Source organism: Amniculibacterium aquaticum (assembly GCF_003852705.1).
Taxonomy (GTDB): domain Bacteria; phylum Bacteroidota; class Bacteroidia; order Flavobacteriales; family Weeksellaceae; genus Amniculibacterium; species Amniculibacterium aquaticum.
Window position 1 is genome coordinate 23,772 of the sequence record NZ_REFA01000017.1, and the last position, 26,391, is coordinate 50,162.

Here is a 26,391-nt window from a genome sequence, read left to right on the forward strand (position 1 = left end):
TTAAAACCACAGAAATTCTGTGGTTTTTTTGTTATATTTGATACATGGAAAATATCGAAACAATAGGATTGGTACTTTCCGGTGGTGGAACAAAAGGTGTGGCTCACGCCGGAGTACTTAAGTTTTTGAACGAAAAAGACATTGCTGTTGACCGTATTGCATGCTGCAGTGCGGGTTCTATCGTTGCTGCTTTGTATTCAGTGGGCAAAAGTCCTGAGGAAATTCTTCACTTTTTTCAGTCCATTTATCTGTTTAGTTGGAAACACCTGACCATTAGTAAATCCGGTTTTTTGTCCAGCACTACTTTCAGAGAACATCTAGAACCCATATTGGGAGATTTGAAAATTGGTGATTTGGAGGTGGATTTAAAAATTGTTGCAACCGAAATGGTTAGCGGCAGTCAAGTGGTTTTTGATAAGGAGTTTAACTTGATTGACGCTGTAAGTGCATCGTGCTCTATCCCGGGGATTTCTGTACCTTTTATCAAAGACGATAAAGTCTATTGTGACGGCGGCGTACTTAATAATTTTCCGGCAGACATTATTCGGTTTGATTGCGATAAAATTATTGGAGTTTTTCTCTCTCCACCTCAAAGTGTTCAGCCTAAAGATTTGGATTCTATAAAATCGGTAATATCAAGGTCGTATGACTTAATATCGTATCGAACCGAGCAATATAAATTTGCCTACTGCGATTGGTTCATCACTTCTCAAGATTTGGCTCAATTTGGTACCTTTGAGAAAAAAGCTTCTCGATTGCAAGAAATATACGACTTGGGTTATCAGTCGGCTCAGGAAACCTATTCTTGGGGCGATGAGGAAATTGCAATTTAATTGTTGTTTTCTTCCGATTCTGTCCAAATTTCTTGAAGTCTGATGAATCTTAACCCCTTTTCCTTGTTTTGGGAAATCTTCAACATGGCTTTTGCTAAAATTGATGTTGGTAATGGCTTGTATTTCTTGAAAAATGTAAACTTTGTGATCCCGTTTAAAATACTAACCGACCATCGTTCTCCTAATCTATCCGAATTTTTTCTGAACAACAATCCGGGTTGAAAAATGCGGAGTTGAGGGAATTTTAATCGAATGATTTCTTCTTCTAATTCTCCTTTCATTTTAGAATAGAATAATTTGGAATGGGAGTTTGCGCCGTAGGACGATATCAAGATGAAGTGTTCTGTTCCGTTTTCCCGTGCTGCTTTTGCAAAATTCAATTGATAATCAAAATCGATTTTCTTTTGCAACTTCTTGCTTCCTGCAGCTTTCAAGGTAGTACCCAAGCATGAAAAAGCAATATCACCTTTTACCAAATTTTTCCATTGATCGTATTGATCAAAATTGATGATGCAATGGTTGAGTTTTGGATGTTGTATGTCAAGTGGCTTTCTGCCCAAAGAAAGTACGGCATCTGTATTTTCCGATTGCAAAAGTTCTTGTAAAAGATCTTTTCCTGTGGCTCCTGTGGCTCCAATAATTACGGCTTTCATTGTTTAATTTTGTTTAAATTTAGTATTTTTGAATGAAATAAAGAGCTATGGAAGCAGAAGAAATACGGCAATATTGTTTATCCAAAAAAGGGGTGACCGAAAGTTTCCCTTTTGATCAAGATACTTTGGTGTTCAAAGTAGGTGGGAAAATATTTCTGTTGATGGCTTTGGAAAATCATCCCATTGTTTTTTCGGCTAAGGCAAATCCTGATTGGTCGGAAGAGTTACGAGAACGCTATTTTCAAATTTCTGGAGCTTATCACATGAACAAAACCCATTGGAACTCTGTGCTTTGCGAAGGCCTTTTGCCGGCATTAATTCTGGAATTGATCGATCATTCTTACGATTTGGTTTATCAATCTTTAACCAAAAAAGTAAAAGTTGAAATCGAGAATTTGTAAGTTTTTACGGTAGTTTTTGAAAATATTTTCTGGTCAATTCTTCGTCTTCTTTTAGTCGTTCTATCAATTTCTCCAAAGATTCGAATTTTATCTCATCGTGCAAAAATTCCTTGAAATGGACTTCTATTTTTTGATCGTAAATTTCTTCTGAAAAATCCAAGATGTTCACCTCCACGGTTAGTTGTTGGCCATTGACGGTTGGGTTGTTGCCAATGCTTAGCATCCCTTTGTATACCGTGTTTTCATGAATAACTTCCACAATATAAGCTCCTTTTTTGGGGAGAATTTTTATAGGATCCCAATCTAAATTTGCAGTTGGAAAACCTATGGTTCTGCCAATTTTTTTACCATGAATAACCGTTCCCGAAATGGAGTAGGGATATCCTAACATTTCGTTGGCTTCAGAAATGGAGCTTTCGGAAAGGGCTTTTCTAATCTTTGTAGATGAAATGTTGTGGTTGTGAATGTTCACAGCATCCATTTGCTCAACTTCATAATCCAATTCCGAACCTAAGGTTTTTAAAAGTTCAAAATTTCCACTTTTATTTTTTCCAAAAACATGATCGTGACCAATGACCAAATATTTTACATTCAGTTTTTCGACTAAAATTTTTCGTACAAATTCTTCACCACTCAGGTTTCTAAATTCTTCATCAAAAGTTTTTAAAATAAGATGGTCTATACCGAATTTCTCCAAGAGATGGGCTTTTTCATCTATCGTATTCAGAAGTTGCAAATCATCATTTGGGTTGATCACCAATCTCGGATGTGGCCAAAAAGTGAGAATTGCCGTTTCCGAATTCGGAATCTCTTGAGATTTTTCTTTCAGATGATGAATGATCGATTGATGCCCCAAATGCACCCCATCAAACATTCCTAAGGACAATACCAAAGGTTTTTTAGCTGAATAATTTTCTAATTGCTTGATGAGTTTCACTGTAGCTTGAGGCTTTTTTTTGAAGTTGCAAAAATAGGGTATTTCGATGACTTTTAGGGTTTAAAATCCATAAAAAAATCCTTATCAAAATTTGATGATAAGGATTTTAAAACCATTCGCCAATAGCTTTGGCAAATAAGTACGACTTATTTGTAAGCTTCTATCGCTTTGTTAATGGCATCAATTTGTTGGTTGATGGTCGGACTGTTGGGGTTGGCTTTCAAAACCGTCATTTTTTTAGCCAAACCGTCTTTTAACATTTGCGATAGCATCATTTTTACCTGAGGGTTATCCGGCATTTGGGATTTTGCCATTATCAAAAGCTTGGTGATGCTTTCAGTAGCTTTTATATTGTCGGAGGACATGATCCAGTTAAAGCCTTCTTCAGCAGTTTTTCCTAATTCGATATCTTGAAATTTCAAGAACGGATAAAAGGCAACCACCTGTCCAATGGCAGGCATTTGCTTTTCAATTTTGTTTTTAACAATTAGGGGTAAAAGATTGGTCAATTCCTCTTCATTGGAGCCTTCAAGGTCGATGTTGGACAGTATTTCTTTTATTTTATCCGAATTCAAACTAGCCAAACCACTAAGTGATGCACTTTTTACAGCATTGGAAACGGCGGTTGATCCTTTCTCGTAAATGCCTAAATATTTTGGATTTTTTGTTTTGACCAAAGATGAAATTGCAGCAGCTTGTACCAAAGTTTTTGCATCGTTGGTGGCTAATTTTTCCACTTCGGCAATGGTGTTTTTTGAAGCATTTTGTGTGAGATCCAAACCGTTCAATGCCTTAATTTTTGTTCTGAAAAAAGGATCTTTCAAAGCTGCCGTTAGTAGCTTTATAGAGGCTTCGTCTTTGCTTGTGTTTTCAGCCACCTTCTTAACCGCTTGGTATCGTCCGTAAAAATCTTTGGTACCTAAATATTGACTGAGATATTGTGCATTTGTTTTGTCGTCATTGATGTCGGCAACTAAGATCCCGTCGGGGTTTAGATTGATGAGCTCCGGAGTTTTGGTGTTGGAAAAGTTAAACGAATTTTTTTGTTTGGCATCTACCCAAATTTTTTGTCTTTGGGCTTTTCCATCAACAAAAACATCTACGGTTAGTGGGAATTCAAAATACTGATCTTGGTTTTGGGTAATGGTCAGTGTGGTTTCTTTTTTTACAGGTTCAAAGGTGTAACTGTACGAGATTTTAGGATTTCCACTGCCAAAATACCATTGGTTGAAAAACCAGTTGAGATCTTTTCCTGAAACTTTTTCGAACGACAGCCTCAACTGATGCGCTTCTGCATTTTGATATTCGTTGGTTTTCAAGAAGTCAGTAATGCCCGCGAAAAAAGCATCGTCGCCCAAGTAATTTCTAAGCATGTGCAAGATTCCGCCTCCTTTTTGGTAGGTCACCAAATCGAAAACATCTTCACGAGATTCGTAATCGAATCGTACCAAATCTTTTTTGAAATCTCGTGGATTGTGCAGGTACATTCCAACATCGCTCATCAAATGATAATCGGCGGCATCTTTTCCGTATTTGTATTCGTTCCACAAATATTCGGAGTAGTTGGCGAAAGATTCATTTACAGTCAGGTTGCTCCAGCTTTCAGCGGTAACCAAATCTCCAAACCAATGATGGAATAACTCGTGGGCGATGGTGTTTTCCCATTTGTTTTCATCGATTAATTGACCCGGTTTTTGCTGTGCCGAAGATCCGTGCAGGGTGCAGGTCGTGTTTTCCATAGCACCAGAAATGTAGTCTTGACCGGTTATTTGAGCGTATTTTTGCCAAGGATAATCATAATTTAATTTTTTAGAGAAAAATTCCATCATTTCCGGAGTATTTCCGAAAATTTGTTGTGCATACGGTTCGTATTCTTTTTCTACATAATAATCTACAGCGATATTTCTCCATTTGTCCTTAATCACGGCATAGTCGCCAACACCCATGAAAAATAAGTACGGAGAATGCTTTTTGTCCATCACCCAATGGTCGGTTCTCAATCCGCCAGATTCTTTCTTTTGCTCTTTAAGGATCCCGTTGGAAAGGGTGATGTATTTGTCAGGAACCGTCATGTAAATTTCCTGAGTGGTTTTTTGGTTGGTTTTGTCAATGGTAGGGAACCATGCCGAAGACGATTCGGTCTCTCCTTGGGTCCAGATTTGTGTTGCTTTGTTTGAATCTTTTCCTTGAGCGTTGATAAAGTACAAACCTTTGGCATCGTTGATGGCTGCAGACCCTTTTTGTTTTACCTCATTGGGTCTTGCCGTGTATTTGATATAGACGGTATAGTCTTGATTTTTCTGATAGGTTTTATCCAGATTTATTTTAAGGATATCGTTTTTATAATCGTATTTCAATGGTTTTTTATCCAAAGAAATTTCATGGATCAACATGCCTTTGGCATTCAGTACCAAAGAGTCTGTAGGGTAGAAGTAGGGACTCGCTGTCAACCATTCTTCCCCATTAACTTGTTCTTTTTGATAATCGAAGCTGACCTTTAGTTTGGTGTGTTTTAACTCGGTCATTTTGTTGTGAGTAGCTCTGTAAATGGGAGTTCTGCCAGAGGTAGCCGTTTGAGCTTGGATAAGATTGAATGGCAATACAGCTGCTAGAAGTACTGCGGATACGATTATTTTCTTCATTTTTAGTTGTTAATTTTTTGACCTAATCTTGAATTTTCATTCCATTGAAGTTTCTAAAGGTCAATTGGTCCTTGTTTCTTTTGATTTTTTTTGCAATTCAACAAAGTTAATGTTTTTTGGAACAGATGTAAAAGTTGAATTTTGAAATTTATTGAATTAAACGGTTTTTGTTGTGAATTTTAACAAAATTTAAGATTGTTATGTAAATAATTCAAAATAATGAAAAAATATTTTAAATTATTGAATTCTATTATTATCTTTGATGAAAACCATTTGTCATGATTGCCAACTCCAAATTCAAATTGTACCTGCCAGGACTGAAGAAAAGACAGGATAATGACAGTACCATTCTTGTGGCTGACTTAGGCGAAGAAACCAGTATTCTAGGACTTTTTATGGTCAAAGACGGTTGCGTCTATTTGCAAAAAGAAGAAATTGTAGATACCCATAATTTTTCGGATTTCGAAGATATGATTGGGTATTTTATTAGAAACCATCAGTTGGAAAATATCACAAGAATTGTGGCCTCTTTGCCGGGTTTTGTTTTGCACGGAAAGTCCAACCCCAAACGATTGCATTGGGAATTGGATGCCTACGATTTGAAAGAAAAATTGGGTGTAGAAAGGGTGTGTCTCATCAACGATTTAGAAGCTGCTGCTTATGGTTTGGCCGGCGTATCGGATCCGCAATTGGTAACCGTCTTTCAGCCAGAAAATACCATTCCAAAAGGGAATATGGCGGTTATAGCTCCTGGAAATGGACTGGGTGAAGCCGGACTTTTTTATGATGGAAAATACCTTCGCCCCTTTGCTACAGAAGGTGGGCACTGCGAATTTTCGCCAAGAACCAATGTCGAAGTCGAATTTTATCAGTTTCTCAATCATATTTACGGAATTGTCACCTGGGAACATGTGCTTTCAAAACACGGATTGTACAACATCTACCGCTTTCTGAGGGATGTCAAAAGGCATCCAGAACCGGAATGGTTAAACGATTACCTTTGTCAGGGCGATTTTAGTCAACAATTGTATTCCGCAGCAGTAGAAGAGAAAGTGTCAATTTGCCAAGTTACCATAGAAACTTATTTGGAATTTTTGGCCAGAGAAGCCAACAGTTTGGCACTGAAATTGAAAGCTACAGGAGGTTTGGTATTGGCAGGTGAACTGCCTATATTATTGAAAAAGCACATCAGTTGGCAAAGTTTTTATGATAAATTTAAAATTAGTGATAAAATGGAAAATTTATTAAAAGAAATTCCGATACATATCGTAACCAATCATAAAATTTCACTTTACGGTGCAGCCTATTTTGCTGCTTTTTCTGAAGATTAATCAGAAAAAAAAGTTTAAATCTCATGCATTCATTTAAAAATTTAACAGCAGCACTTTTGCTGATCTCCGGTTTGGCTTTTGGACAGGCGAACAAGAAAATTCAAAACTCAACCATCACTTGGAAAGCATACAAAGCCCTAAATGCTGATGCCATGTCGCATTGGGGGACTGTAAAACTAAAAGCTGGAAATATCGTAACCAACAGCAATAACGAAATTGTAGGCGGTAATTTCATCATCGATCTGTCCACCATTTTGGCCGATGATATGAAAGGAAATAAAAAAATGAAACTCATGCTGGAAAATCATCTGAAAAGCGACGATTTTTTTGATGTGAAGAATTTTCCAACCGCTTTTTTCAAATTAACTACAGTAAAGCCCAATAACGATAAAAAATACAACTACATTTTTTCCGGAAATCTAACCATCCGAAATGTGTCCAAACCCATTTCTTTTCCTGTTTTTGTTAGTAATGATGGAAATAAAACTACCGTTCAATCGGCATTATTTACTTTCAATAGAAAAGATTATGACCTGAATTACAACATCTTCGAAGATATGATTCTGAAAAATGAAGTGGAGATGACGGTGAAATTCATGGCCAAGTAATAAAACATCTCAAAAAAACTTGTGCTTTTTCATTTTCTTTTTATATTTTTGGTCAATGTTTAAATAATTTTTAAGAATGAAAAAATTTTCTCTTTTAGTTTTCATGTTTGTTGGGTTTTTCTTCGCAACATCACAAATGAAAACCGTTCAGTTGGTAGGCGAAAAATCCTCTAAAGTAATCAGTTCATCCGTTAATTGGTGGGGCTACAAAATCATCAGAAGCGAACCTTTTAGCCACAACGGACAATTAAAATTGAAAAATGGTAAGTTCAACTTCAAAGACGGAAAACTGATCGATGCCGATTTTATCATCGATATGCGTTCATTAACCATTGACAATGCCGCAGGTGCCGACAAGGAAAAATGGACCAAAGATCTAAAAAGCTCTAACTTTTTCGATGTTAAAAAATATCCATTAGCACTTTTCCACATTTCCAAAGTGTTGCCAAACGATAAAAACGACGGTTTCAACTCTCTTGTCATTGGCGAAGTAACCATAAAAGGCAAAAGAAAAACCATTTCTTTCCCTGCAAATGTCAACATCAACGGGTATTCTGTAAGCATGGAAACGGCAAAAATTACCATCAACAGGCACGAGTTCAATGTCTTCTACAAACCGGGAATCAAAGACTATGTCATCAAAGACGAAATGGATATCCAGGTTAAATTAGCCACCAAATAATTTATATAACTCAAGAGCAGCTGTTTGGTTGCTCTTTTTTTTTCAAAAAAAATTATGAAACTTTATACGATCAGCGGTTTGGGAGCCGATTACAAAGTCCTAGAAAAATTGCAATTTCCATCAAGATATGAAGTGGTTTTTCTGGACTGGCTGATCCCTGAAAAAAAAGAAGATTTCCACAGCTATGTCAACAGAATGGCTGCGAAAATCGATACTTCCAAGCCTTTTGTACTTTTGGGATATTCTTTTGGCGGGATTGTGGTACAGGAAATTAACCAAATTTTTCCAGCCGAAAAAGTCATCATCTTGGGTTCTATAAAATCGGATTTGGAGAAGTCAAAATTCATTAATTTAGGTAAGATAACCAAAATTCCTAAGTTGCTGCCCGAACGATTTTTCAACGAAAAAAACATCACAGCATATTCTTTTTTACGCAAACTCTTCGACTCCAAAAACCCTAAAGTTTTAGACTATTTTACAGTCCGAAATGCCTATTACCTCAAATGGTCCATCGAAAAAATTGCAGAATGGAAACACCAATCCAATGCCGAAATTATTCAGATATTGGGTGACAAAGACATCGTTTTCCCCATCAAAAATTCCAAACCCGACTTTGTCATTAAAGGCGGTACCCATCTTTTCCCGCTCACCAAAGCCAAAGAGGTTTCCGAAATTTTACAACAAATTTTGGATTAGTAGCTTCACCATTTAAGATGCTTTCAATCCCGGTCCGGCTGTACGCTGTATCTTTTGTGCCAAGGCTTTTCCCAAGGCATACAAAAGGATGCCGCTTCCATCCGGGCTAGAAGATCAGGAAAAGATTTTTAGCTATGAAGCAGCAGTTTTTGGGATAGCAAAAATATCACAGGTTCTTATTGTTTTTATAACGAAAATGAAAGACTTTTTCGCTATTTTTGTACTATGCAATCGATAAGTGTTTTTGAAATTATAAAAGTCGGCATCGGCCCATCCAGTTCGCATACCATGGGACCTTGGAATGCTGCACAACTTTTTTTAGAACTCATCCAGAGAACTCATAAAATTGAAGATGTTAAGGAAGTTTTTGTAGAGTTTTTTGGCTCATTGGCAAAGACAGGCATCGGTCACGGTACCGATATTGCTGGGATGCTAGGACTTTCAGGTGAAAACTTCATCACCATAGATACCACAAAAATTGATGTAAAAGTCGAAGAAATAAAATCTTCACAAATCATGAATCTTGGCGGTGTCAAAAAAATACCCTTCATCTACGGACATCATTTAATTCTTAATAAATCCAAATCCCTAGATTTTCATCCCAACGGAATGATCTTCAAAGCCATTTTCGAAAACGGTGATGAAATCTCTCAAGATTATTATTCCGTGGGTGGTGGTTTTGTAGCTACCAAAGAAGAAAATTCCATAGAAAGCAATTGTGTGCGTACTCTGTACCCTTGTCATCATGGCGAAGATATCAAAAGAAATGTAGAAAAGTTAGGTCTGTCCAAAATTTCAGATCTTATATTTCTGAATGAAGAAAGTTGGAGAACTCGTGAAGAGACCGAGAATCAAGCATTGTACATCTGGAAACACATCAAAGAATGCATCTACAAAGGCGTGAACAAAGAAGGAATATTGCCGGGTGGATTGAAAGTGAAAAGAAGAGCTCCTGAGTTTAACCGTAGATTGTTGGGCGAAAAAATCTATAAAAACCTCGACGAATGGTACACCATGATTGCCGATACGGACAGAAGTTTTACTCAAATTTCGCGTTGGGTATCGTGTTTTGCTTTGGCGGTGAACGAAGAAAATGCAAGCTTTGGAAGGATCATTACTGCTCCTACCAACGGTGCTAGTGGAGTTATCCCTGCGGTATTGATGTATTCTCAACTTTTTACAGAAGGTAAAGGCGATGATAATATTATCCGCTTTCTTTTAGTTGCAGGTGAGATTGGTACTCTTTTCAAGAAAAATGCAACCATTTCCGCAGCAATGGGCGGTTGCCAAGCAGAAATAGGTGTTTCTTCGGCAATGGCTGCAGCGGGGTTAACCGAAATTTTGGGCGGAACTCCAGGTCAGGTCTTGATGGCTGCAGAAATCGCTATGGAACACCATTTGGGACTCACTTGTGACCCGATCGGAGGTTTGGTACAAATCCCGTGTATAGAAAGAAATTCCATGGGAGCCATAAAAGCCATTACAGCAGCACAAATTGCTCTAGACAGCGATCCGGAAAGTGCAAAGGTAAGTTTAGACGCCGTGATACAATCCATGTGGGATACGGCACAATCCATGAGCGAACGCTTCAAAGAAACCTCCGAAGGTGGCTTGGCCATTTCGGTAAATGTACCGGAATGTTAGTTTTTTTTTGAAATATTAAAGTATAAAAACGAACCAACCATATTCTAATTGTATAATTTTGAACTGAAGTTTAGCAAAAATAATTTGTTTTTTTTTGTGTTGTATATTTGTTATTAATCATAAAAAAACAGTTATGAAGTTAAAAGTAGCTTATGGAAATTCAGTTTATTTGTTTAAAGTGGTTTCAGTGAAAAATGATTTTAAGTTTTTCTATAAGAATAGGGATAATCTATATGATTATAATTATTTTTCATTTCAAAAATTTACTTGTTCCTTAGAATGTAGATTAAAACACTATAAGGATTTTAAAAGTCAAATTTTTGGAAATTGTTGGATATGTAATTCCTATTCTAAATGTGGTAATCATTTAGATTTGTTAACTCCAGAGAAGGATGAAATAATTAAAATATAAATCATTTCATTGTTGTCCGATATAAAACACAAATGAATCGAAGGATTGAATGGCAATAGGAAAATAGGATAGGTCGCTCCTCTGGAGCTTTGATATTATCTGATTTATTTTTTCTATTATCAGTAGATCTCTCCGAGACCAGATATAACTCCGATAGGAGTAAAACTGCTAATAGTTAATATTTATTAAAGAAAGTAAAGCTCTAAAGGAGCGACCTGTCAATTGTATTTATTTTCATTGGACAATAATGAAATAATTTACCTATTGGTATTTAAGTTTCTACAACTCCCCAGTAACTCCCAAACCAAACAAGGCAAAGTCGTACTTCGCGGGATCTTTTGGATCAAGGATTCTTAGAGTTTTGTCCAGTTCTTCCACGGTTTTCCAGTCGTTTTGTTTTCTATGGACTAGGTTTAGTCTTCGGGAGATGTTTCCGGTGTGCACATCGAGTGGGATGGATAGAACCGATGGTGAAATGCTTTTCCAAATACCAAAATCAACTCCTTTTTTGTCTTGCCTTACCATCCACCTCAGGAACATCATCAGCCTTTTTGCAGATGAATTTTTATACGGTGATGCAATGTGTTTTTGGGATCGATGCAAAAGATTGTCACCTAAAAATGAGACTCTAAACCTTTCGATGCTGTGGTAGCAATTGCTTTCGTTATCATTTAACAGAAACAAAGTTTCCAAGCTGTTGTTTTCTTGATAAATTCTTTTCAAATTCCACAGAAACGATTGGAAGTCTTCGGCTGAAAAAGTCCGGTGAATGGCTTTGTCCGACAGGTTTTTCAAATCTTTTTTGGTGAAATTCATTACAAAATCATAGGGCGAGTTTCCCATGAAATTCAACATTTTATGTGCGTCGTTGATGATGGATTTTCTATTGCCCCAAGCGATGATGGATGCAAGAAATCCTGCAATTTCTATATCTTGTTTTTCTGTGAAAAGATGCGGAATTTGTATTGGATCGTTTTCGATAAAATCGGGACGGTTGTAAAGATTTTCTTTTTCGTCTAAGAAAATTTTTAGTTCTTCTAATTTCATCAAATTAAAATTTGAATTCCTCTAAAATTTTTGGAACTACTGAATTTTCAAATACCGTTTGGGCTTCAGCTTTGAAAACGGAAGTGTCCAAATATCGGTTGGAAAAGTGTCCTAAAATCAGTTTGCCAACTTCAGCTTTTTTTGCAATCGTAGCGGCTTCCAAAGCTGTGGAGTGTCCGGTATAATCGGCCATTTCTTTTAGATCGTGTAAGAAAGTGGCTTCGTGGTACAAGACATCAACACCTTTGATGGTAGGGATTATTTTTTCTGAATATCGGGTATCGCTGCAAAAAGCATACGAAACCGAAGGGCTGGGTTCTGTTGTAAGGCTTTCGTTTTTCAGTACAAAACCATCGCTCAGTACAAAATCTTTTCCTCTTTTGAGGTTGTGGTAGTCGCAGGTTTCAATTTCCGGATATTTTGAAATTTCCACCATGTTCAGGTGTCTTTCCTTTGGTTTTTCCTTGAAAAGATAGCCGTTGCAATAGATTCTGTGATCGAGCGGAATGGTAAAAACCTCAATTCTTTGGTCTTCAAAAATTTTTTCTGAGTTTTTTGAACTCAATTCATGGTACACCAATTCAAAGCCTTTGTTGGTTTCTGAAAGTCTGAAAATGGTTTCCAACATTTCTTTTATACCTTTCGGTCCATAAATGTGCAAAGGCGTTTCCCTGCCCAATAATCTAAATGAAGAAATAAGCCCCGGCAGACCAAAACAATGATCTCCGTGCAAGTGGGAGATAAAGATGTTGTTGATCTTGGAAAATTTGGCTTTTGCCTTTCTCAGTTGTACTTGGGTTCCCTCGCCACAATCGATCAGAAAGTGTCGCTCTTCCATTTCCAAAATTTGTGCTGTTGGCGAAGAATTAACGGTCGGAATGGCCGAATTGAAACCCAATATTGTAAGTTTAGTACTCAAAATTTGTAATGTTTTTTTATTCAGCTATGACTTTTAAAAATTTGTCAAAAGCTTTTTTTCTGTGGCTAATTTTATTTTTTTCTTCGGGTTGCATTTCTGCAAAAGTGATTTCATGACCTTCCGGAACGAAAATCGGATCGTATCCAAAACCTTGATGCCCCTTATTTTCAGTCAGGATATTTCCATGAACTGTACCTTCAAAAAATTGTGCTCCGTTTTCATCAAAAAGACATAAAACGGTGATGAAATACGCTTTTCTATTCTCCACATTTTCCATTTCGCCCAAAACTTTGGATATGTTTTTTTCAAAATCGTGATTTCCGGCATAACGAGCTGAAAAAATACCAGGTCTTCCGTCTAGGGCTTCTATTACCAGTCCAGAATCGTCACCAATAGAAGGAATTCCGGTTTTCTCAAAACAGTATTGCGCTTTGATCTGGGCATTGGCTTCAAAAGTTAATCCGTCTTCGATAATTTCATCGTGAAGGTCAAAATCTGAAAGACTTTTCACCAAGAAATCTTTTCCTAAAATTTGTTGAATTTCTTCTTTTTTATGAAGATTATGAGTGGCAACTAAAAGGTTTTTCATGTTTATTTTGATAGAAAATTAGTAGTGTTCGAATTTGTTTTTTGATAAAAATAATAGGCAGAAATGGATAAGACCACTGCACCTATCGCTAAAATGATAAAGTCTGAAGTATGAAGAGCAGCGGAAAAACTTTCTGTTTTCAGATTTGAAATCATAATGGACGCAATCCCGTTGTTGAATGCGTGAAGCATAATGGGCAAGAGCAGAGATTCTGTTCTTTCATAAATCCACCCCAGAATAATTCCCAAGAAAAAAGCACCTACGGCTTGCCAAGGATAACCGTGAATGGCTCCAAATATAAGAGCCGAAATGAGTATGGCATTTTTGGGATTAACACCCTTATTCAGCATTCCTTTCAAGATAATTCCTCGGAATAATAATTCTTCTAAAATGGGTGCAAAAACGACCGTCATCACGACCATACTTATGGTTGATGTAGAGATGCTTTCCATTTGCTCGGAGAAACTTTCGTACCATGAACCAAACCAAGGTCCGGAAATTGGGATCAAAGAAACGATGAATTCCGAGACCAACATCATCCCGATCATCATCGCTAAAGCCAAAATAGAAACGATAAAATTTGAACCTTTCAACGGTAAGGGAAAGGAAAATCCTTTGGGTTTTAATAAAGTGAAATAGAATACAACCAGAGGGAAACCCATGGTAAAAAGATAGGCAATGGGCATAAACCAAGAAGATTTTAGTACATTTTCATCGCTCGCACTTCCAAGGATTAATGCCAAGATGCCGGTTGCTATTTGACCAAAGATAAAGCCTCCCGCCAAAACGGATATTTCTGACCAACCCATTTTGAAAGGTGGGATTGCATTTGGATGTTGGACGGTGTTTTCGTTTGAAATCATGGAGTAAATTAAAAATATACGCAAAGATAATTTTTTGAAAGTCAAAAAACTAAAAAAAAGCAAAATTCTAACCGCTTCAATATTTTCACATCTCGTTAAAAATCACGATTTTTGCAAACAATTTTATATACAAAATTTCAAATAATGTCTTTACTACAAGAAATTGCCAAGAGAAAAACCTTCGGAATTATTTCCCACCCCGATGCCGGAAAAACTACCTTAACGGAAAAATTACTCCTTTTTGGGGGAGCAATTCAGGAAGCGGGTGCAGTTAAATCCAATAAAATAAAGAAAGGAGCGACTTCCGACTTTATGGAAATCGAAAGACAAAGAGGGATTTCTGTTGCGACTTCGGTATTGGCATTTGAGTATAAGGATCATAAAATTAATATTTTAGATACTCCTGGACATAAGGATTTTGCTGAGGACACTTACAGAACTTTAACAGCGGTTGATTCTGTTATTGTGGTGATTGATGTTGCCAAAGGGGTTGAGGAGCAAACTGAAAAATTGGTACAGGTTTGTCGTATGAGAAACATCCCAATGCTGGTCTTCATCAACAAATTGGATAGGGAAGGAAAAGATGCCTTTGATCTTTTGGATGAGGTGGAGCAAAAATTGGGACTTACCGTTTGCCCTCTTTCGTTACCTATTGGTATGGGAGCCGATTTCCAAGGGATCTACAACATATGGGAGAAAAATATTGAATTTTTCTTGGAAGAAAAAAAACAAAAAATTGGTGAATCCATTAGGATAACTGATGTTGCCGATGCCCAAGTTGATGAAATGATTGGGGAAAAAGCGGCACAAACCCTAAGAGACGAATTGGAATTGGTGGAATCTGTCTATCCAGAATTCAACCGAGACGATTATATGAAAGGCGATTTGCAACCGGTATTTTTCGGTTCGGCATTGCATAATTTCGGAGTTAGAGAATTGTTGGATGCCTTTATCGACATTGCTCCGATGCCTCAACCTAAAGAAACGGAAGAAAGAATTGTAAAGCCAGAAGAAAAGAATTTTACAGGTTTTGTATTTAAAATTCACGCCAATATGGATCCCAAGCACAGAGACCGTTTGGCTTTTGTGAAGATTGTTTCCGGAACTTTTAAAAAGAACGAAAACTACCTTTTGGTACGAGAAGGAAAGAAGATGAAATTCTCTTCGCCCAATGCATTTTTTGCAGATAAAAAAGAAGTGGTGGACGAGTCCTTCCCTGGAGATATCGTTGGGCTTCATGATACAGGAAATTTCAGAATTGGCGATACTTTGACGGCTGGAGAAAAAATTCAGTTCAAAGGAATTCCGAGCTTCTCACCGGAACATTTCCGTTACATTAACAATACCGATCCTTTGAAAGCGAAGCAATTGGCAAAAGGAATCGACCAGTTGATGGACGAAGGAGTCGCACAGCTGTTTACTTTAGAAATGAACGGTAGAAAAATTATTGGTACCGTAGGAGCTTTGCAGTACGAAGTAATCCAATACCGATTGGAACACGAATACGGCGCTAAATGCAGCTACGAAACCCTTTCAATGCACAAAGCGTGTTGGGTAGAAGCCGATGAGAGATCTGAAGAATTCCGAGAATTTGCTCGATTGAAACAAAGATTTTTAGCTAGAGATAAGTACAACCAATTGGTTTTCTTGGCCGATTCTTCTTTTACCATTCACATGACTCAGGAAAAATTCCCAAATGTGAAGCTTCATTTTATCAGTGAATACAAAAATTAAGAACCTGTTTAAATTTTATATCTATACAAAAAGGCAGATAAGAAAGATTAGAAATAGCCGAATTATAATTTCGGTAAAATTTTAAACGAGCTCTTAATTTTAGTTTCAAAATTTTATTAATTTTAGAATCTTTAATTTTTTCATCTTAAAAAAAAGCCATGCAGAATTATCTTGATTTATTACAACATATTTTGGACAACGGTTCCGACAAAACGGACAGAACGGGTACTGGTACTAGAAGTGTTTTTGGGTATCAGCTTCGTTATGATTTGTCCAAAGGTTTTCCGTTGGTAACGACCAAAAAAGTGCATCTTAAATCAATAATTTACGAATTGTTATGGTTTTTGAAAGGTGATACCAATATCCAATATCTGAAAGATCATGGAGTAAGTATTTGGGACGAATGGGCTGATGAAAACGGAGATTTGGGACCGGTTTATGGTGCGCAATGGAGAAGTTGGTTGGGTGCAGATGGAAAAGTTGTGGATCAGATTACTGAAGTTATCGACCAAATTAAAAAAAATCCGGACTCCAGAAGATTGATCGTCTCTGCTTGGAATGTTGCTGAGTTGCCCAAAATGGCGCTGGCACCTTGTCATGCCTTTTTTCAGTTTTATGTGAACGATGGTAAATTGTCTTTGCAGCTTTACCAAAGATCTGCAGATGTATTTCTTGGTGTCCCGTTTAACATTGCAAGCTATACATTGTTACAAATGATGGTGGCACAAGTTTGTGGACTAGAATTGGGAGATTTTGTACATTCCTTCGGCGATGTTCATATATATAACAATCATTTCGAACAAGTAAAAAGACAACTTTCTAGAGAAACGAGAGAGTTGCCAACCATGAAATTAAATCCAAATATTAAATCCATTTTCGATTTTGATTATGATGATTTTACTTTGGAAAATTACAATCCACATCCAGGAATTAAAGCGCCCGTAGCAATTTAATAGGAGCAACAGTAATAAAAAAATAAAGCCGGCATTTATTTACCGGCTTTATTAGTCATCATCTTGTGTTTTGAAGAAAATAGAAAGTATGTGTCAAATGTATAAGCTTTTTAATCTTCGCAAAAGAGGAAAATCACCCTAAATTAAATATTGTTTAACTTTTTATTTGAAGCATAAAAAAAACCGTCAAAAATTTGACGGTCCATTTTTTCTTCTGGGGAAAGATTACTTTTTGTAAGGAACATCCTTAATTCTAGCTTTCTTACCTCTAAGAGCTCTAAAGTAGTAGATTCTTGCTCTTCTAACTTTACCTCTTCTGTCCACTTCAATTTTTTGTAAAGCAGGTAGGTTGATCGGGAATACTCTTTCTACACCAACATCACCACTCATTTTTCTGATGGTAAAAGTTTTAGTAGCTCCGGTACCTCTCAACTGGATTACAGTTCCTTTGAAGAACTGAGTTCTTGTTTTGTTACCTTCTTTAATTTCGTAATACACAGTAATTGTGTCTCCTGCTTTGAATGCAGGGAATTCTTTTTTCGCAATGTACTTATCTTGTACATACTTTAATAAATCCATTTTTATATAATATAAAATGTTAAAGTCAAACAACATTCACGGCTTTCGTCAGAGGTTGGATAACAGTCGGCAAAATTAATATTTTTTTGTAAATAAACAAGTAAATTAATTACAAAATTTTAATGTTGTTTTTAAAACACGAGTGGATGTCTTCATTGTTTCTAAGCAACATTTGCTGAAAGCCCAATAGAGAAATTTTAGCACAAACTTCGGCATCATCGCCTGCTCTGTGATGTTTGAAGTCAATTTGATGAACTTGTGCAAGGTTGCCCAAACCATAACTCTTGAGTCCAAGCCAAGATTTTTTTGCAATTTGTAAAGAACAAAGATAATTGATGCTGGGCTTAGGAATGTTGTAATAATCCAGACAAGCTCGAAGTACACCGGCATCAAAACTCGCATTGTGTGCGATCAGCATGTGGTTGCCAATAAGATTTTGTACTTCTGCCCAAATGCCTTCAAAGGTTTCTGAATTTTCCACATCGTCCGGAGATATTCCGTGTACTGCAATGTTGTGTCGGTTGAAGTAGGGGAAACTGGGTGGTTTTATTAACCAAGATTTCGACAATACAATGCTTCCATTTTCCACCAAAGAAATTCCGATTTCACAAGCCGAATTTCTTTCATGGGTAGCCGTTTCAAAATCTATTGCACAAAAATTAATCATTTGGTTTTTATTTTAAAAAATGCTTGAAAATTAAGTATTTATTGTTGTAGAATTTCTTTTTTTGTGATTTTTGCCTAAGTTTCCAAGTTTGTAAAGCTTGGCCGTAGAATGCGAAATGTGCTCGTACCACAGCCCAAAGATGTGAAAATCCCATTTGCTTCCAAAAATGCAATCCTGCAAGACCGTCCAGGCAAAGTCGTATAAAAATGATGAAAAACACCTGTGGGAAAGGTAAGTTTTTAAGCATCATGCTCAGATTGTTTCTGAAGTTGAGGTAGGTTTTTTGTGGTGATTGTTTGTTAAGCGTCCCACCGCCTACATGGTAAACCTCAGATTTGTAAGTATAAAAAATTTTTCTCCCCGAATTGATAAGCCTCCAACAAAGATCAATTTCTTCTTGATGGGCAAAAAAGCGGGCGTCAAATCCTTTTTGATCCCAAAAATCTTTAGACCGTATGAATAAAGCACAACCTGAGGCCCAGAAGATTTCCGTTTCGTCATCAAATTGCCCAAGGTCTTTTTCCAAGTGGTCAAAAACACGACCGCGACAGTAGGGATATCCCAAATTGTCGATTAATCCACCGGCAGCTCCTGCAAATTCGAAATGGTCTCTATTGTGATACGATTTTATTTTTGGCTGTACAGCAGCGATGTTTTGGTCTTTGTCGAAAAGAGCGATAACAGGATCAATCCAATTTTCCGTAGCTTCTACATCCGAGTTGAGCAGGCAATAAAACTCAGTATCTATTTTCATTAAACCTTCGTTGTATCCCCCTGCAAATCCGTAGTTTTTGTTGTTTACGATGATCTTTATTTCAGGATAATTTTGTTTGATGAAATCCAAACTGTCATCCGTAGAAGCATTGTCTATGATGTAGATGTCTGTAGTTTTAGAATGCTCTACCACAGTGGGTAGAAATTTCTCCAACCACGATTTTCCGTTCCAATTCAGGATAACAACAGCAAGTCTTTTCAAATTTTTTAAGGATTTAGTTTAGATTTTCCATTCTTTTGATGGCGTGTTGGTATTTCCATTTTCTATGGCTCCACAGGTAATTGTCCGGATTTTTTCTAATGGTTGCTTCTAACATTCTGTGGAATTTATTGACCACTTCAAATTCTTTAAATTTTTCGCCATCCGGGAAAATTCGATAATAATTGACTTGATAATAGCCTCGCTTCACCTTTTTCATATCACAATAGATAAAGTGATAATCCATTCGGGTTGCCAATTTGTCGTAACCGATAAAAGCAGGAGTCCTTTGGTTCAGGAAATTCACTCCATAATCGACCATATCCACATGCGGACTGGGATCGGCAACAAACATGTAGACCGAATTGCCGTCGTTGGTGTTTCTAAAAATGTGTTTTAGTACATCGTTGGCTTCAATCGCTTGGTTTCCGTAGTTTCCACGGATTTTTTTTATCTGATCTTCCCAAAAAGAATTGTTCACTTTTCTGTAAACAGCATAGGTGTTTTTTTGAGGTAAAATTGTAGATAAAGCATTGAACCACTCCCAGTTGAATACATGACCTGTAAGTAAAATGATATTTTTCCCTTCGGATTTTGCTTGATGAAAAACCTCTTGGTTGATGTGCTGAACTCGAACTCTAAGTTCATTTGAAGAAATGGTAAAGGATTTCACCGTTTCTACAAGATAATCGGTGAAATTTCTAAAAAAAGCTTTACTAACGGATTTTAGTTCTTGGTCTGACTTTTCAGGAAAAGAGTTTTTCAAGTTGTTGTACACCACTTTTTTACGATAACCTACCAAATAATAATTGGTGTAAAATAGAAAGTCCGAAAAAAAATAATGAATTTTTAACGGCAATCTGGAGATCAGTAAAACAATTTGGAACAATAATTTCATATGCAATTGCAAATTTAAAGAATTATCCATCATACCAAAGTTTAAATTCTTTTTAAATTGTACTTTTGGTCTTGTTAAAAAAAATAAAAAATTATGAAAAATACTGTTTTAAAATTAGCTGTTCTTTCTTTCGTCATGCTAGGCTTGTCGGTTCAGGCTCAGAAAAAGAAAGATGAAAAAAAAGTAGAATTGTCGGTTGCCGAGAAAAAGAAAGCTCTAGAAGCTGAAAAAGCGAGGTTGATAAAACCGTATAATCCCAAAGAAAATGCAGAGGTTGAATTGTCGAAATTGATAGAAAAAGCTCAAGCTGAAAATAAGAATATCATCGTGCAAGCCGGGGGTAACTGGTGCATTTGGTGTCTGCGCTTTAACCAATTTGTTCAAGATACTCCAGAGTTAAAATCATTTGTGGATAAGCATTTCTTGTACTATCACCTCAATTGGTCTCCGGATAATAAAAATGAAGCACTATTCGAAAAGTACGGTAATCCAGGAGAAAAATACGGATATCCTGTATTTATTATTCTGAATAAAAACGGAGAAATGATCCATGTACAAGAGAGTTCTGGTTTCGAGGAAGGCAAAGGATACAGTGTGGATAAAGTGAAAGAATTTTTCGAAAAATGGGCAGAAGCATCCAAGTAAAATTTTGAATTGTACTTGGATCAATCCCGTCCTAAATAGAAGAAATAAGAAGGTATTTAAGTAACTCTAATTATCTTAGAGGTTGTAAAACAAAAAACCTTCTTATGGATTCAAAAATAACATTATTGACTTATCCTTTTAATTAATAATTGATTTGTAATAATGTTGAGCACCAGTCTTTTAAACAAGTAATTGATGCCTTTTTTTACAAGTATTTATCGATTTTTTTACTTTAAACAAGTTCAATAATAAAACACTAAAAACAACTATCAATTTTTCAACTACTGATGTTTTTCCTAAACTAATATGTCCATAAATTAGAACTCTTAAAAAAGCAAAAATATTTAATAAAAATGTAATTACTAACATTACTATTATATATATACCATTTTCTCCACTCTCACCAAAGTATTAATATTGTACGTTGGCTCCAAGTCAATAAATGTATCTGAAAAATTTTTTAATTTTTTTCATATTTTAAAAAGGATTTATATTTAAAGCTGCGAACTTTGATACAATATCATTGGTTTGCAAGGTTCAATATAAAGACAAAAGAAACTGCAGAAAACAGCCATAATATGAAAAATATAATAGTATGGAATATCCTTTTCTTTTTACTTATGTTTAAAAATTCTGGATTATTTTTTATTGGAATATGTTTAGTTTTCTTTCTTACAACATAATATATTGTAAATCCGATAATTAAAAATGATAATTTAAAAATATTTTTAAAATTATAACCGGAAACATCTGTGAAACTTTCGTTATCAAAGAGTAGTACCCTAATTACAGAAAATAAAAAAAATATTATGGACATTATAAAAATGGCGATAACATACACCCCATTATCTCCGCTCTCCCCAAAAATCCTGTAATTCTGATGTGCAAATATCCAATAAATATATCTAAATACTTTTTTAATTTTTTCCATGTGTAAATTAAAATTTAATTAATGTTGCATTATTTCCTAAACTATTATCGATTTCCTCAGCTATCATATCATTTAGACCCTTCCCATCATTAAAAAATGCAACCCCAATATCTGCGCCCATCCAAATCCAGCCAACAGGCCCCGCATATGCGGATACAACATTTATTGTCATTTTGGAAACTTCACCTGCCGTTATTTTACCATCATAAACTGCTTCGGCACCATCTAAAACATAACCCGCAAAACCTGCCTTTTTTGCTATTTTTCCTAATGATCCTGAAAATGCTTTTGCAGTAGCAGCAGATATTCTTTTTCCTTGTACCCCTCGCAAGAATTTACCATTAGCTTGCTTTGCTAGTTCACTCATCCTATGGTAATTTCCTTTAGCATCTAACCAACCGTATTTACTATAGCTTGCTGCTGCCATACCACTATGTACAAAATCAGTAGAGTTGGCTGCTAGTTTTGCAGTATTCCATAATCTATCAGCAGCATAATCCCATCCGTATTTATCATTCCCATACTTAGAATTCCAATCATGCATAAAAGCATTAAAATGATCTTGCAATTGTTGTCCCCAACCTTTTCCTCTAACAATAACTTCAGGTATATCGATAGTGTTGAGACCATCATTACCGCTTCCAAAATTTCCGCCATTATAACCGAAACTACCAGATGCAGCACCAGAACCAACACCAGAACCACCTCCAAATCCGCCGCCACCGCCACCATTGGCTGCGACATATTGTACAAAAGCACTAAACTGGGCACCACTCGCAAAATTATGCCAATCTCCAAAATTAATTCCTTCTACATACTCCCATCCAGAATAAATATTGGGCATAGAGTCTTTAAGGCTTTGTATTTGCGAGGTATATCTTCCATCGGGATCAATCATCATGATGGGATTATTAACCACATACGCATAGGGACTAAAGCTATGGTACTTTTCTGCCAACTGATCTATGCCAAACCATCTTCCCAGCTCGGGTTGGTAGTTTCGCCAGCCGTAATCATACATGCCGTTTTCCTGCAATTCTTTTCCATTATACTTATGGGTATACGACGGGTTGCCGGTATTCCCCGTGTTGTACCCATCGTGCTTTAGCCCAAAAGGATAATAGTTGTTTTCTTCTAGCACTACCGCTGCTCCGCTGCTGTTTTTGGTATAGCTAAGTCTTACATTTCCTAAATGGTCTTTGTAATTGTAAATATACTTGGCGTTTTTAAAATCATAGTATCCTTCTGCATTTGGATAAAACTGTAATGTAGTAGTACTGGATACGGTTTCATAAACAAATCCGTCCAAATAATCGATGGTTTTGCTGCCTACTACTTTTTTTATCTTTGTGCCATCTGCTCTATATTGGTAGGAAACATTTTGTCCGTTATTGGTAGTTATTGCCATTGGAAGATTCAGGAAATTATAGGTAATTCCTGTAACACCTTTGTCCAAATTAGAAGTTTGGTTTCCATTGTTATCGTATCAATAAAATCAATATTTATTCAAAATACCTAAAATTAAAAGAATAAGCAACGGAAATAATAAAAGTGAAAAAATTAACCAACCTCGTTTTTTTTTAATTTCACTTAATTCTTGTTTCCATTTGTTTTCAAGATTTTTTTTAACTTTTGTTGAATAAATTTCATCGTTAATAAAAGTTAACACTAAAAATATCAACCCCCAACCTAACGATATGTTTTTTGAGTTGCCTACCATTTCAGATTTATTATATAAAATTTTAATAAATAATATTATTATAACGGCTAATGATGTGGATTGAAACATACTTAATCCTATTGCAGCTGTAATGCCAGTATCTTTATCCCATTTATAATAAAATTTATAAATACGATAATACATATAATCAAATAAATTCTTAATTTTTCTAATAATTACCATCTTCCTAAAATTGTATTATCAATACCTGCTCCAATTCTATCTGTCAATGTAGTACCTGTAGTTAAGCCAACTGTCAAATCTATTGCGCCATATACCCATCCATATGGGGTAAAAGTTGTTACCAATCCTATTCCAACTTTAACAACATCACCTGCTGTTAGCCCATTTTTATCAGTTGCACCTTCAATCCCGTCCTAAATAGAAGAAATAAGAAGGTATTTAAGTAACTCTAATTATCTTAGAGGTTGTAAAACAAAAAACCTTCTTATGGATTCAAAAATAACATTATTGACTTATCCTTTTAATTAATAATTGATTTGTAAAAATTGTACGATTTTTTGGGGGCAGCATAAACATTTAATCATTTAAAAAATCTTGCACTTGAAAGTATCAATATAAAAAGAGCAACACTGCATATTACAATGAAAATTGCCGAAATAAAAAACAGTATTCTTTTCCATCGAGGAGTTACCTTATAAAGACTTTCCAGTTCTTGCATAGAAAAAATTGTCAAAATATACTTTTTTATTAATCGTCTGGTAACCAAAAACTCAAAGGGAACAGCTATGACCATAATAGAAAATATGCTTCTAAAACCTAATTCAAAACATATAAGGCTAATAATTCCGTAAACAACAAATGAAATATTGGAAGTAGTAATATTAAGTAAAGACTCCTTTAAATCTGCACCTTTAAATTGTCCTATCTTCTGTCCACAGTAATTAATGAATAGCCACTGTTTTATTATTGATTTAATCATAGATATGTGTATTTATACCGCCAAATTGAGCATCTAGTTTATCTCCAATATCAAAAGTATAATCTAAAACCCCATAAGCTAAAACAAATGGTGCTGTAACAGGAAAAGCTAAACCTACTGTTAAAAGACCAAGATTTACAGCTGTAGAAGTTTTTACATTTCCATCATCTAACCAATCTGCTAGACCAGCAACAGCAGACAATGCTGTACTTAATTTACCTAACTTTCCAGCCACTTTCCCTGCTTTGCTCATAAATGCCTTGCTGTTTTGATAAATTTTCCCAGACTTCATATTAGTAATTTTAGAAAGCTCGTAAGCCATTTTACGTTTAAAATCATTAGGGATTCTATTATATCCTTTTACAGCTACATCTGTATATCCAAGACCCCCGTTAAAGTTTTTTTCAGTAAATGCTATAGCTTCGCCAACAGTTGTTTTTATTAATCTATCAGAAAAAGAATCAATATTATTAGAAACACCTACCGTCCAATTCCCAAACTTATCCGCGGTACTCACAAACTTTCTATGCCAAGTCCCCAAATCCATTCCTCCTGGTATGCTACCGCCACCAGTCCACCAGTTGTAATAAAAACCACCATTTGCATAACTTACATTACCTCCTGCATGATGAAAACCACCAGAAAAATTAACATAACTGCCTACCAAACTTCCACTGCCTCCAATAGGATTATAGGTTCCGCCAGGATTCATGGAACTATAACTTCCTGTCCAATGATTGGTAGCGACAAAACCGCCACCACCACCAGAACTTCCTCCAGTATCAAGACTTTGTGTTACCGCCTGCCAATGGGAGTTGGTTCCCCATGGTGTTGCAATATCATCCCCGATTTTTCGGAACGGCTTTCGCCTCCAATAATATACCCCGTTGAAGTTAAAGCTATGGTTCTCAAATGATCATCCCCGTTTCCTCCAAAATTTTTCTCCCACTCAACCTTATTATCCTTCGAAATCTTAACAATCCAATAATCTCCCTCTCCATTATTTTCAGTCTTTTTTGAACCCCCTATATCACTTCGGGAGTAAATTCCAAGTAATGCTCCTCCATCTTTGGTGGGAATCATTTTTTCTACTTCATCTAAGCCTTTACCTCCCAAAATAATTTGTGAAAGTTCCTTTCCATTTTTATCCAGTCTTATAATGAGGACATCTTTGGAGCCATATCCCTTAGCAGAATTTTGAACATTTCCTGCAATAACAAAACCTAAATCCGTTGTTTGAATAACTGCTCGTGATTCTTCATCAGAGCTAGTTCCTATGGTTTTCTGCCAAAGTTCATCTCCAAATTCATTGAGGCGAATCAACCAAATATCTGATCCTCCATTAGATTCTTGTTTTTTATCTAATCCCACATTTGAATAAGTGGTTCCTGAAACAATAAATCCTCCTTCTTGAGTGGCAACAGTTGATCCGATAAAATCATGGTTTTTTCCCGAAAAGTACTTTTCCCAAACCTGTTCGCCCTGTTGGTTTAGTTTTACCAAATGGAAATCATATCCAGTGTTTTGGTTTTTGGCAGAAATATCGTGGTTATTGGATTGAATAGAACTTCCAGAGATGAGATACTGCCCATCTATAGTAGTGGTTACTTGGTTTTAAAAATCTTGTGTGGAAGACTGAACGTCTTTTTGCCATAAAACCTCTTGAGCAGATAGGTTTATAAACCCAAGCAATGCTACGACAAGAGTATTTTTTTTCTTCATATGAATAGGTGTTTTTCCATGTTATAAAAATGACATTAACTTTTTAGTAATTGTTTTTCAATTTGTTTTTCAAAATTTTGCATTTCAAAAATATAAAAAAATTTACCTTCAGCAAATATTTTTAAAAAGAACAATCCCGTCCTAAATAGAAGAAATAAGAAGGAATTTAAGTAACTCTAATTATCTTAGAGGTTGTAAAACAAAAAACCTTCTTATGGATTCAAAAATAACATTATTTTGACTATGAACTTGTTTAAAGTAAAAAAATCGATAAACACCTTTAAAAAAAGGCGTTAATTATTTGTTTAAAAGACTGGTATTCAGTATATTAGAGGAAAAATAACTACAAATTTCTCTATGCAAAAGAAT

The 26,391-nt window shown here is 35.8% G+C and carries 27 protein-coding genes; 11 read left to right on the top strand and 16 right to left on the bottom strand.

Annotation, left to right across the window (positions count from 1 at the left end):
* Window positions 1-44: 44 nt before the first annotated feature.
* Complete coding sequence (locus EIY84_RS08530; protein WP_124642194.1) at window positions 45-833, top strand: patatin-like phospholipase family protein; 789 nt, start codon at window positions 45-47, stop codon at window positions 831-833.
* Here the strand turns inward: EIY84_RS08530 and EIY84_RS08535 are convergent.
* A complete protein-coding gene (locus EIY84_RS08535) occupies window positions 830-1,486 on the bottom strand; it encodes an NAD(P)H-binding protein (RefSeq protein ID WP_124642197.1) in 657 nt (218 codons plus the stop codon). The two genes, EIY84_RS08530 and EIY84_RS08535, sit on opposite strands and share 4 nt — an antisense overlap.
* A gap of 47 nt (window positions 1,487-1,533) precedes the next feature.
* Here EIY84_RS08535 and EIY84_RS08540 point away from each other — a divergent pair, with 47 nt between their 5' ends.
* Window positions 1,534-1,887 carry an MmcQ/YjbR family DNA-binding protein gene (locus EIY84_RS08540; RefSeq protein ID WP_124642199.1) on the top strand — a complete coding sequence of 118 codons (354 nt, stop codon included), beginning with the start codon at window positions 1,534-1,536 and terminating at the stop codon, window positions 1,885-1,887.
* A gap of 4 nt (window positions 1,888-1,891) precedes the next feature.
* Here EIY84_RS08540 and EIY84_RS08545 read toward each other — a convergent pair whose 3' ends face one another.
* Window positions 1,892-2,824 (bottom strand): bifunctional riboflavin kinase/FAD synthetase, encoded by a 933-nt coding sequence (locus tag EIY84_RS08545; RefSeq protein ID WP_124642202.1) that lies wholly within the window; start codon window positions 2,822-2,824, stop codon window positions 1,892-1,894.
* A 146-nt stretch (window positions 2,825-2,970) separates the two neighbouring features.
* On the bottom strand, window positions 2,971-5,466 hold the full coding sequence (locus tag EIY84_RS08550) for a M1 family metallopeptidase (protein ID WP_124642204.1): 2,496 nt from the start codon (window positions 5,464-5,466) through the stop codon (window positions 2,971-2,973).
* Window positions 5,467-5,744: 278 nt separating this feature from the next.
* Here EIY84_RS08550 and EIY84_RS08555 point away from each other — a divergent pair, with 278 nt between their 5' ends.
* The 5 genes from EIY84_RS08555 (at window position 5,745) to EIY84_RS08575 (ending at window position 10,427) form a co-directional block, all read left to right on the top strand.
* Complete coding sequence (locus EIY84_RS08555; RefSeq protein ID WP_124642206.1) at window positions 5,745-6,797, top strand: glucokinase; 1,053 nt, start codon at window positions 5,745-5,747, stop codon at window positions 6,795-6,797.
* Window positions 6,798-6,820: 23 nt separating this feature from the next.
* Window positions 6,821-7,405, top strand: a complete 585-nt coding sequence (locus EIY84_RS08560) for a YceI family protein (RefSeq protein WP_124642208.1) — start codon at window positions 6,821-6,823, stop codon at window positions 7,403-7,405.
* A gap of 76 nt (window positions 7,406-7,481) precedes the next feature.
* Entirely contained in the window at window positions 7,482-8,087 is a 606-nt protein-coding gene (locus EIY84_RS08565) for a YceI family protein (RefSeq protein ID WP_124642210.1), read from the top strand.
* A gap of 54 nt (window positions 8,088-8,141) precedes the next feature.
* Window positions 8,142-8,783: an alpha/beta hydrolase gene (locus tag EIY84_RS08570; RefSeq protein ID WP_124642212.1), complete on the top strand. Its 642-nt coding sequence runs from the start codon at window positions 8,142-8,144 to the stop codon at window positions 8,781-8,783.
* Between the two features lie 225 nt (window positions 8,784-9,008).
* Window positions 9,009-10,427, top strand: a complete 1,419-nt coding sequence (locus EIY84_RS08575; protein WP_124642214.1) for an L-serine ammonia-lyase — start codon at window positions 9,009-9,011, stop codon at window positions 10,425-10,427.
* 691 nt (window positions 10,428-11,118) lie between these two features.
* Here EIY84_RS08575 and EIY84_RS08580 read toward each other — a convergent pair.
* From EIY84_RS08580 to EIY84_RS08595, 4 genes are read right to left on the bottom strand one after another with little or no spacing between them, the layout of a single operon-like run.
* Window positions 11,119-11,886: a TIGR02757 family protein gene (locus tag EIY84_RS08580; protein ID WP_124642216.1), complete on the bottom strand. Its 768-nt coding sequence runs from the start codon at window positions 11,884-11,886 to the stop codon at window positions 11,119-11,121.
* Window positions 11,887-11,890: 4 nt separating this feature from the next.
* Complete coding sequence (locus EIY84_RS08585; protein ID WP_124642218.1) at window positions 11,891-12,805, bottom strand: ribonuclease Z; 915 nt, start codon at window positions 12,803-12,805, stop codon at window positions 11,891-11,893.
* A gap of 16 nt (window positions 12,806-12,821) precedes the next feature.
* The gene (rdgB, locus tag EIY84_RS08590; protein WP_124642220.1) at window positions 12,822-13,394 is read right to left on the bottom strand and encodes an RdgB/HAM1 family non-canonical purine NTP pyrophosphatase; all 573 of its coding nucleotides are present in this window, start codon (window positions 13,392-13,394) and stop codon (window positions 12,822-12,824) included.
* Between the two features lie 2 nt (window positions 13,395-13,396).
* Window positions 13,397-14,257, bottom strand: a complete 861-nt coding sequence (locus EIY84_RS08595; RefSeq protein ID WP_124642222.1) for a CPBP family intramembrane glutamic endopeptidase — start codon at window positions 14,255-14,257, stop codon at window positions 13,397-13,399.
* A gap of 144 nt (window positions 14,258-14,401) precedes the next feature.
* Between EIY84_RS08595 and EIY84_RS08600 the strand changes: the two genes are divergently transcribed.
* Entirely contained in the window at window positions 14,402-15,991 is a 1,590-nt protein-coding gene (locus EIY84_RS08600; protein ID WP_124642224.1) for a peptide chain release factor 3, read from the top strand.
* Window positions 15,992-16,149: 158 nt separating this feature from the next.
* The gene (locus EIY84_RS08605) at window positions 16,150-16,944 is read left to right on the top strand and encodes a thymidylate synthase (RefSeq protein ID WP_124642227.1); all 795 of its coding nucleotides are present in this window, start codon (window positions 16,150-16,152) and stop codon (window positions 16,942-16,944) included.
* Between the two features lie 225 nt (window positions 16,945-17,169).
* Here EIY84_RS08605 and rplS read toward each other — a convergent pair whose 3' ends face one another.
* The 4 genes from rplS to EIY84_RS08625 form a co-directional block, all read right to left on the bottom strand.
* Window positions 17,170-17,523 (bottom strand): 50S ribosomal protein L19, encoded by a 354-nt coding sequence (rplS, locus tag EIY84_RS08610; RefSeq protein WP_124642229.1) that lies wholly within the window; start codon window positions 17,521-17,523, stop codon window positions 17,170-17,172.
* A 109-nt stretch (window positions 17,524-17,632) separates the two neighbouring features.
* Window positions 17,633-18,190: a 3'-5' exonuclease gene (locus tag EIY84_RS08615; RefSeq protein WP_241154762.1), complete on the bottom strand. Its 558-nt coding sequence runs from the start codon at window positions 18,188-18,190 to the stop codon at window positions 17,633-17,635.
* Window positions 18,191-18,197: 7 nt separating this feature from the next.
* A complete protein-coding gene (locus tag EIY84_RS08620; RefSeq protein ID WP_124642231.1) occupies window positions 18,198-19,166 on the bottom strand; it encodes a glycosyltransferase family 2 protein in 969 nt (322 codons plus the stop codon).
* A gap of 13 nt (window positions 19,167-19,179) precedes the next feature.
* A complete protein-coding gene (locus EIY84_RS08625; protein WP_164472027.1) occupies window positions 19,180-20,061 on the bottom strand; it encodes a lysophospholipid acyltransferase family protein in 882 nt (293 codons plus the stop codon).
* Window positions 20,062-20,154: 93 nt separating this feature from the next.
* Between EIY84_RS08625 and EIY84_RS08630 the strand changes: the two genes are divergently transcribed.
* The gene (locus EIY84_RS08630; protein ID WP_124642233.1) at window positions 20,155-20,706 is read left to right on the top strand and encodes a thioredoxin family protein; all 552 of its coding nucleotides are present in this window, start codon (window positions 20,155-20,157) and stop codon (window positions 20,704-20,706) included.
* A gap of 520 nt (window positions 20,707-21,226) precedes the next feature.
* Here EIY84_RS08630 and EIY84_RS08635 read toward each other — a convergent pair.
* The 5 genes from EIY84_RS08635 to EIY84_RS08655 form a co-directional block, all read right to left on the bottom strand.
* The gene (locus EIY84_RS08635) at window positions 21,227-21,637 is read right to left on the bottom strand and encodes a hypothetical protein (protein ID WP_124642235.1); all 411 of its coding nucleotides are present in this window, start codon (window positions 21,635-21,637) and stop codon (window positions 21,227-21,229) included.
* Window positions 21,638-21,644: 7 nt separating this feature from the next.
* Window positions 21,645-23,093: an RHS repeat-associated core domain-containing protein gene (locus EIY84_RS11945; RefSeq protein WP_317124608.1), complete on the bottom strand. Its 1,449-nt coding sequence runs from the start codon at window positions 23,091-23,093 to the stop codon at window positions 21,645-21,647.
* Between the two features lie 39 nt (window positions 23,094-23,132).
* Window positions 23,133-23,540 carry a hypothetical protein gene (locus EIY84_RS08645; protein WP_124642237.1) on the bottom strand — a complete coding sequence of 136 codons (408 nt, stop codon included), beginning with the start codon at window positions 23,538-23,540 and terminating at the stop codon, window positions 23,133-23,135.
* A 752-nt stretch (window positions 23,541-24,292) separates the two neighbouring features.
* A complete protein-coding gene (locus EIY84_RS08650; RefSeq protein WP_124642239.1) occupies window positions 24,293-25,012 on the bottom strand; it encodes a hypothetical protein in 720 nt (239 codons plus the stop codon).
* Window positions 25,013-25,095: 83 nt separating this feature from the next.
* Window positions 25,096-25,803 carry a hypothetical protein gene (locus EIY84_RS08655; RefSeq protein ID WP_241154763.1) on the bottom strand — a complete coding sequence of 236 codons (708 nt, stop codon included), beginning with the start codon at window positions 25,801-25,803 and terminating at the stop codon, window positions 25,096-25,098.
* Here EIY84_RS08655 and EIY84_RS11900 point away from each other — a divergent pair, their 5' ends adjacent.
* Window positions 25,804-25,956: a hypothetical protein gene (locus tag EIY84_RS11900; protein ID WP_241154764.1), complete on the top strand. Its 153-nt coding sequence runs from the start codon at window positions 25,804-25,806 to the stop codon at window positions 25,954-25,956.
* Window positions 25,957-26,391 lie beyond the last annotated feature (435 nt).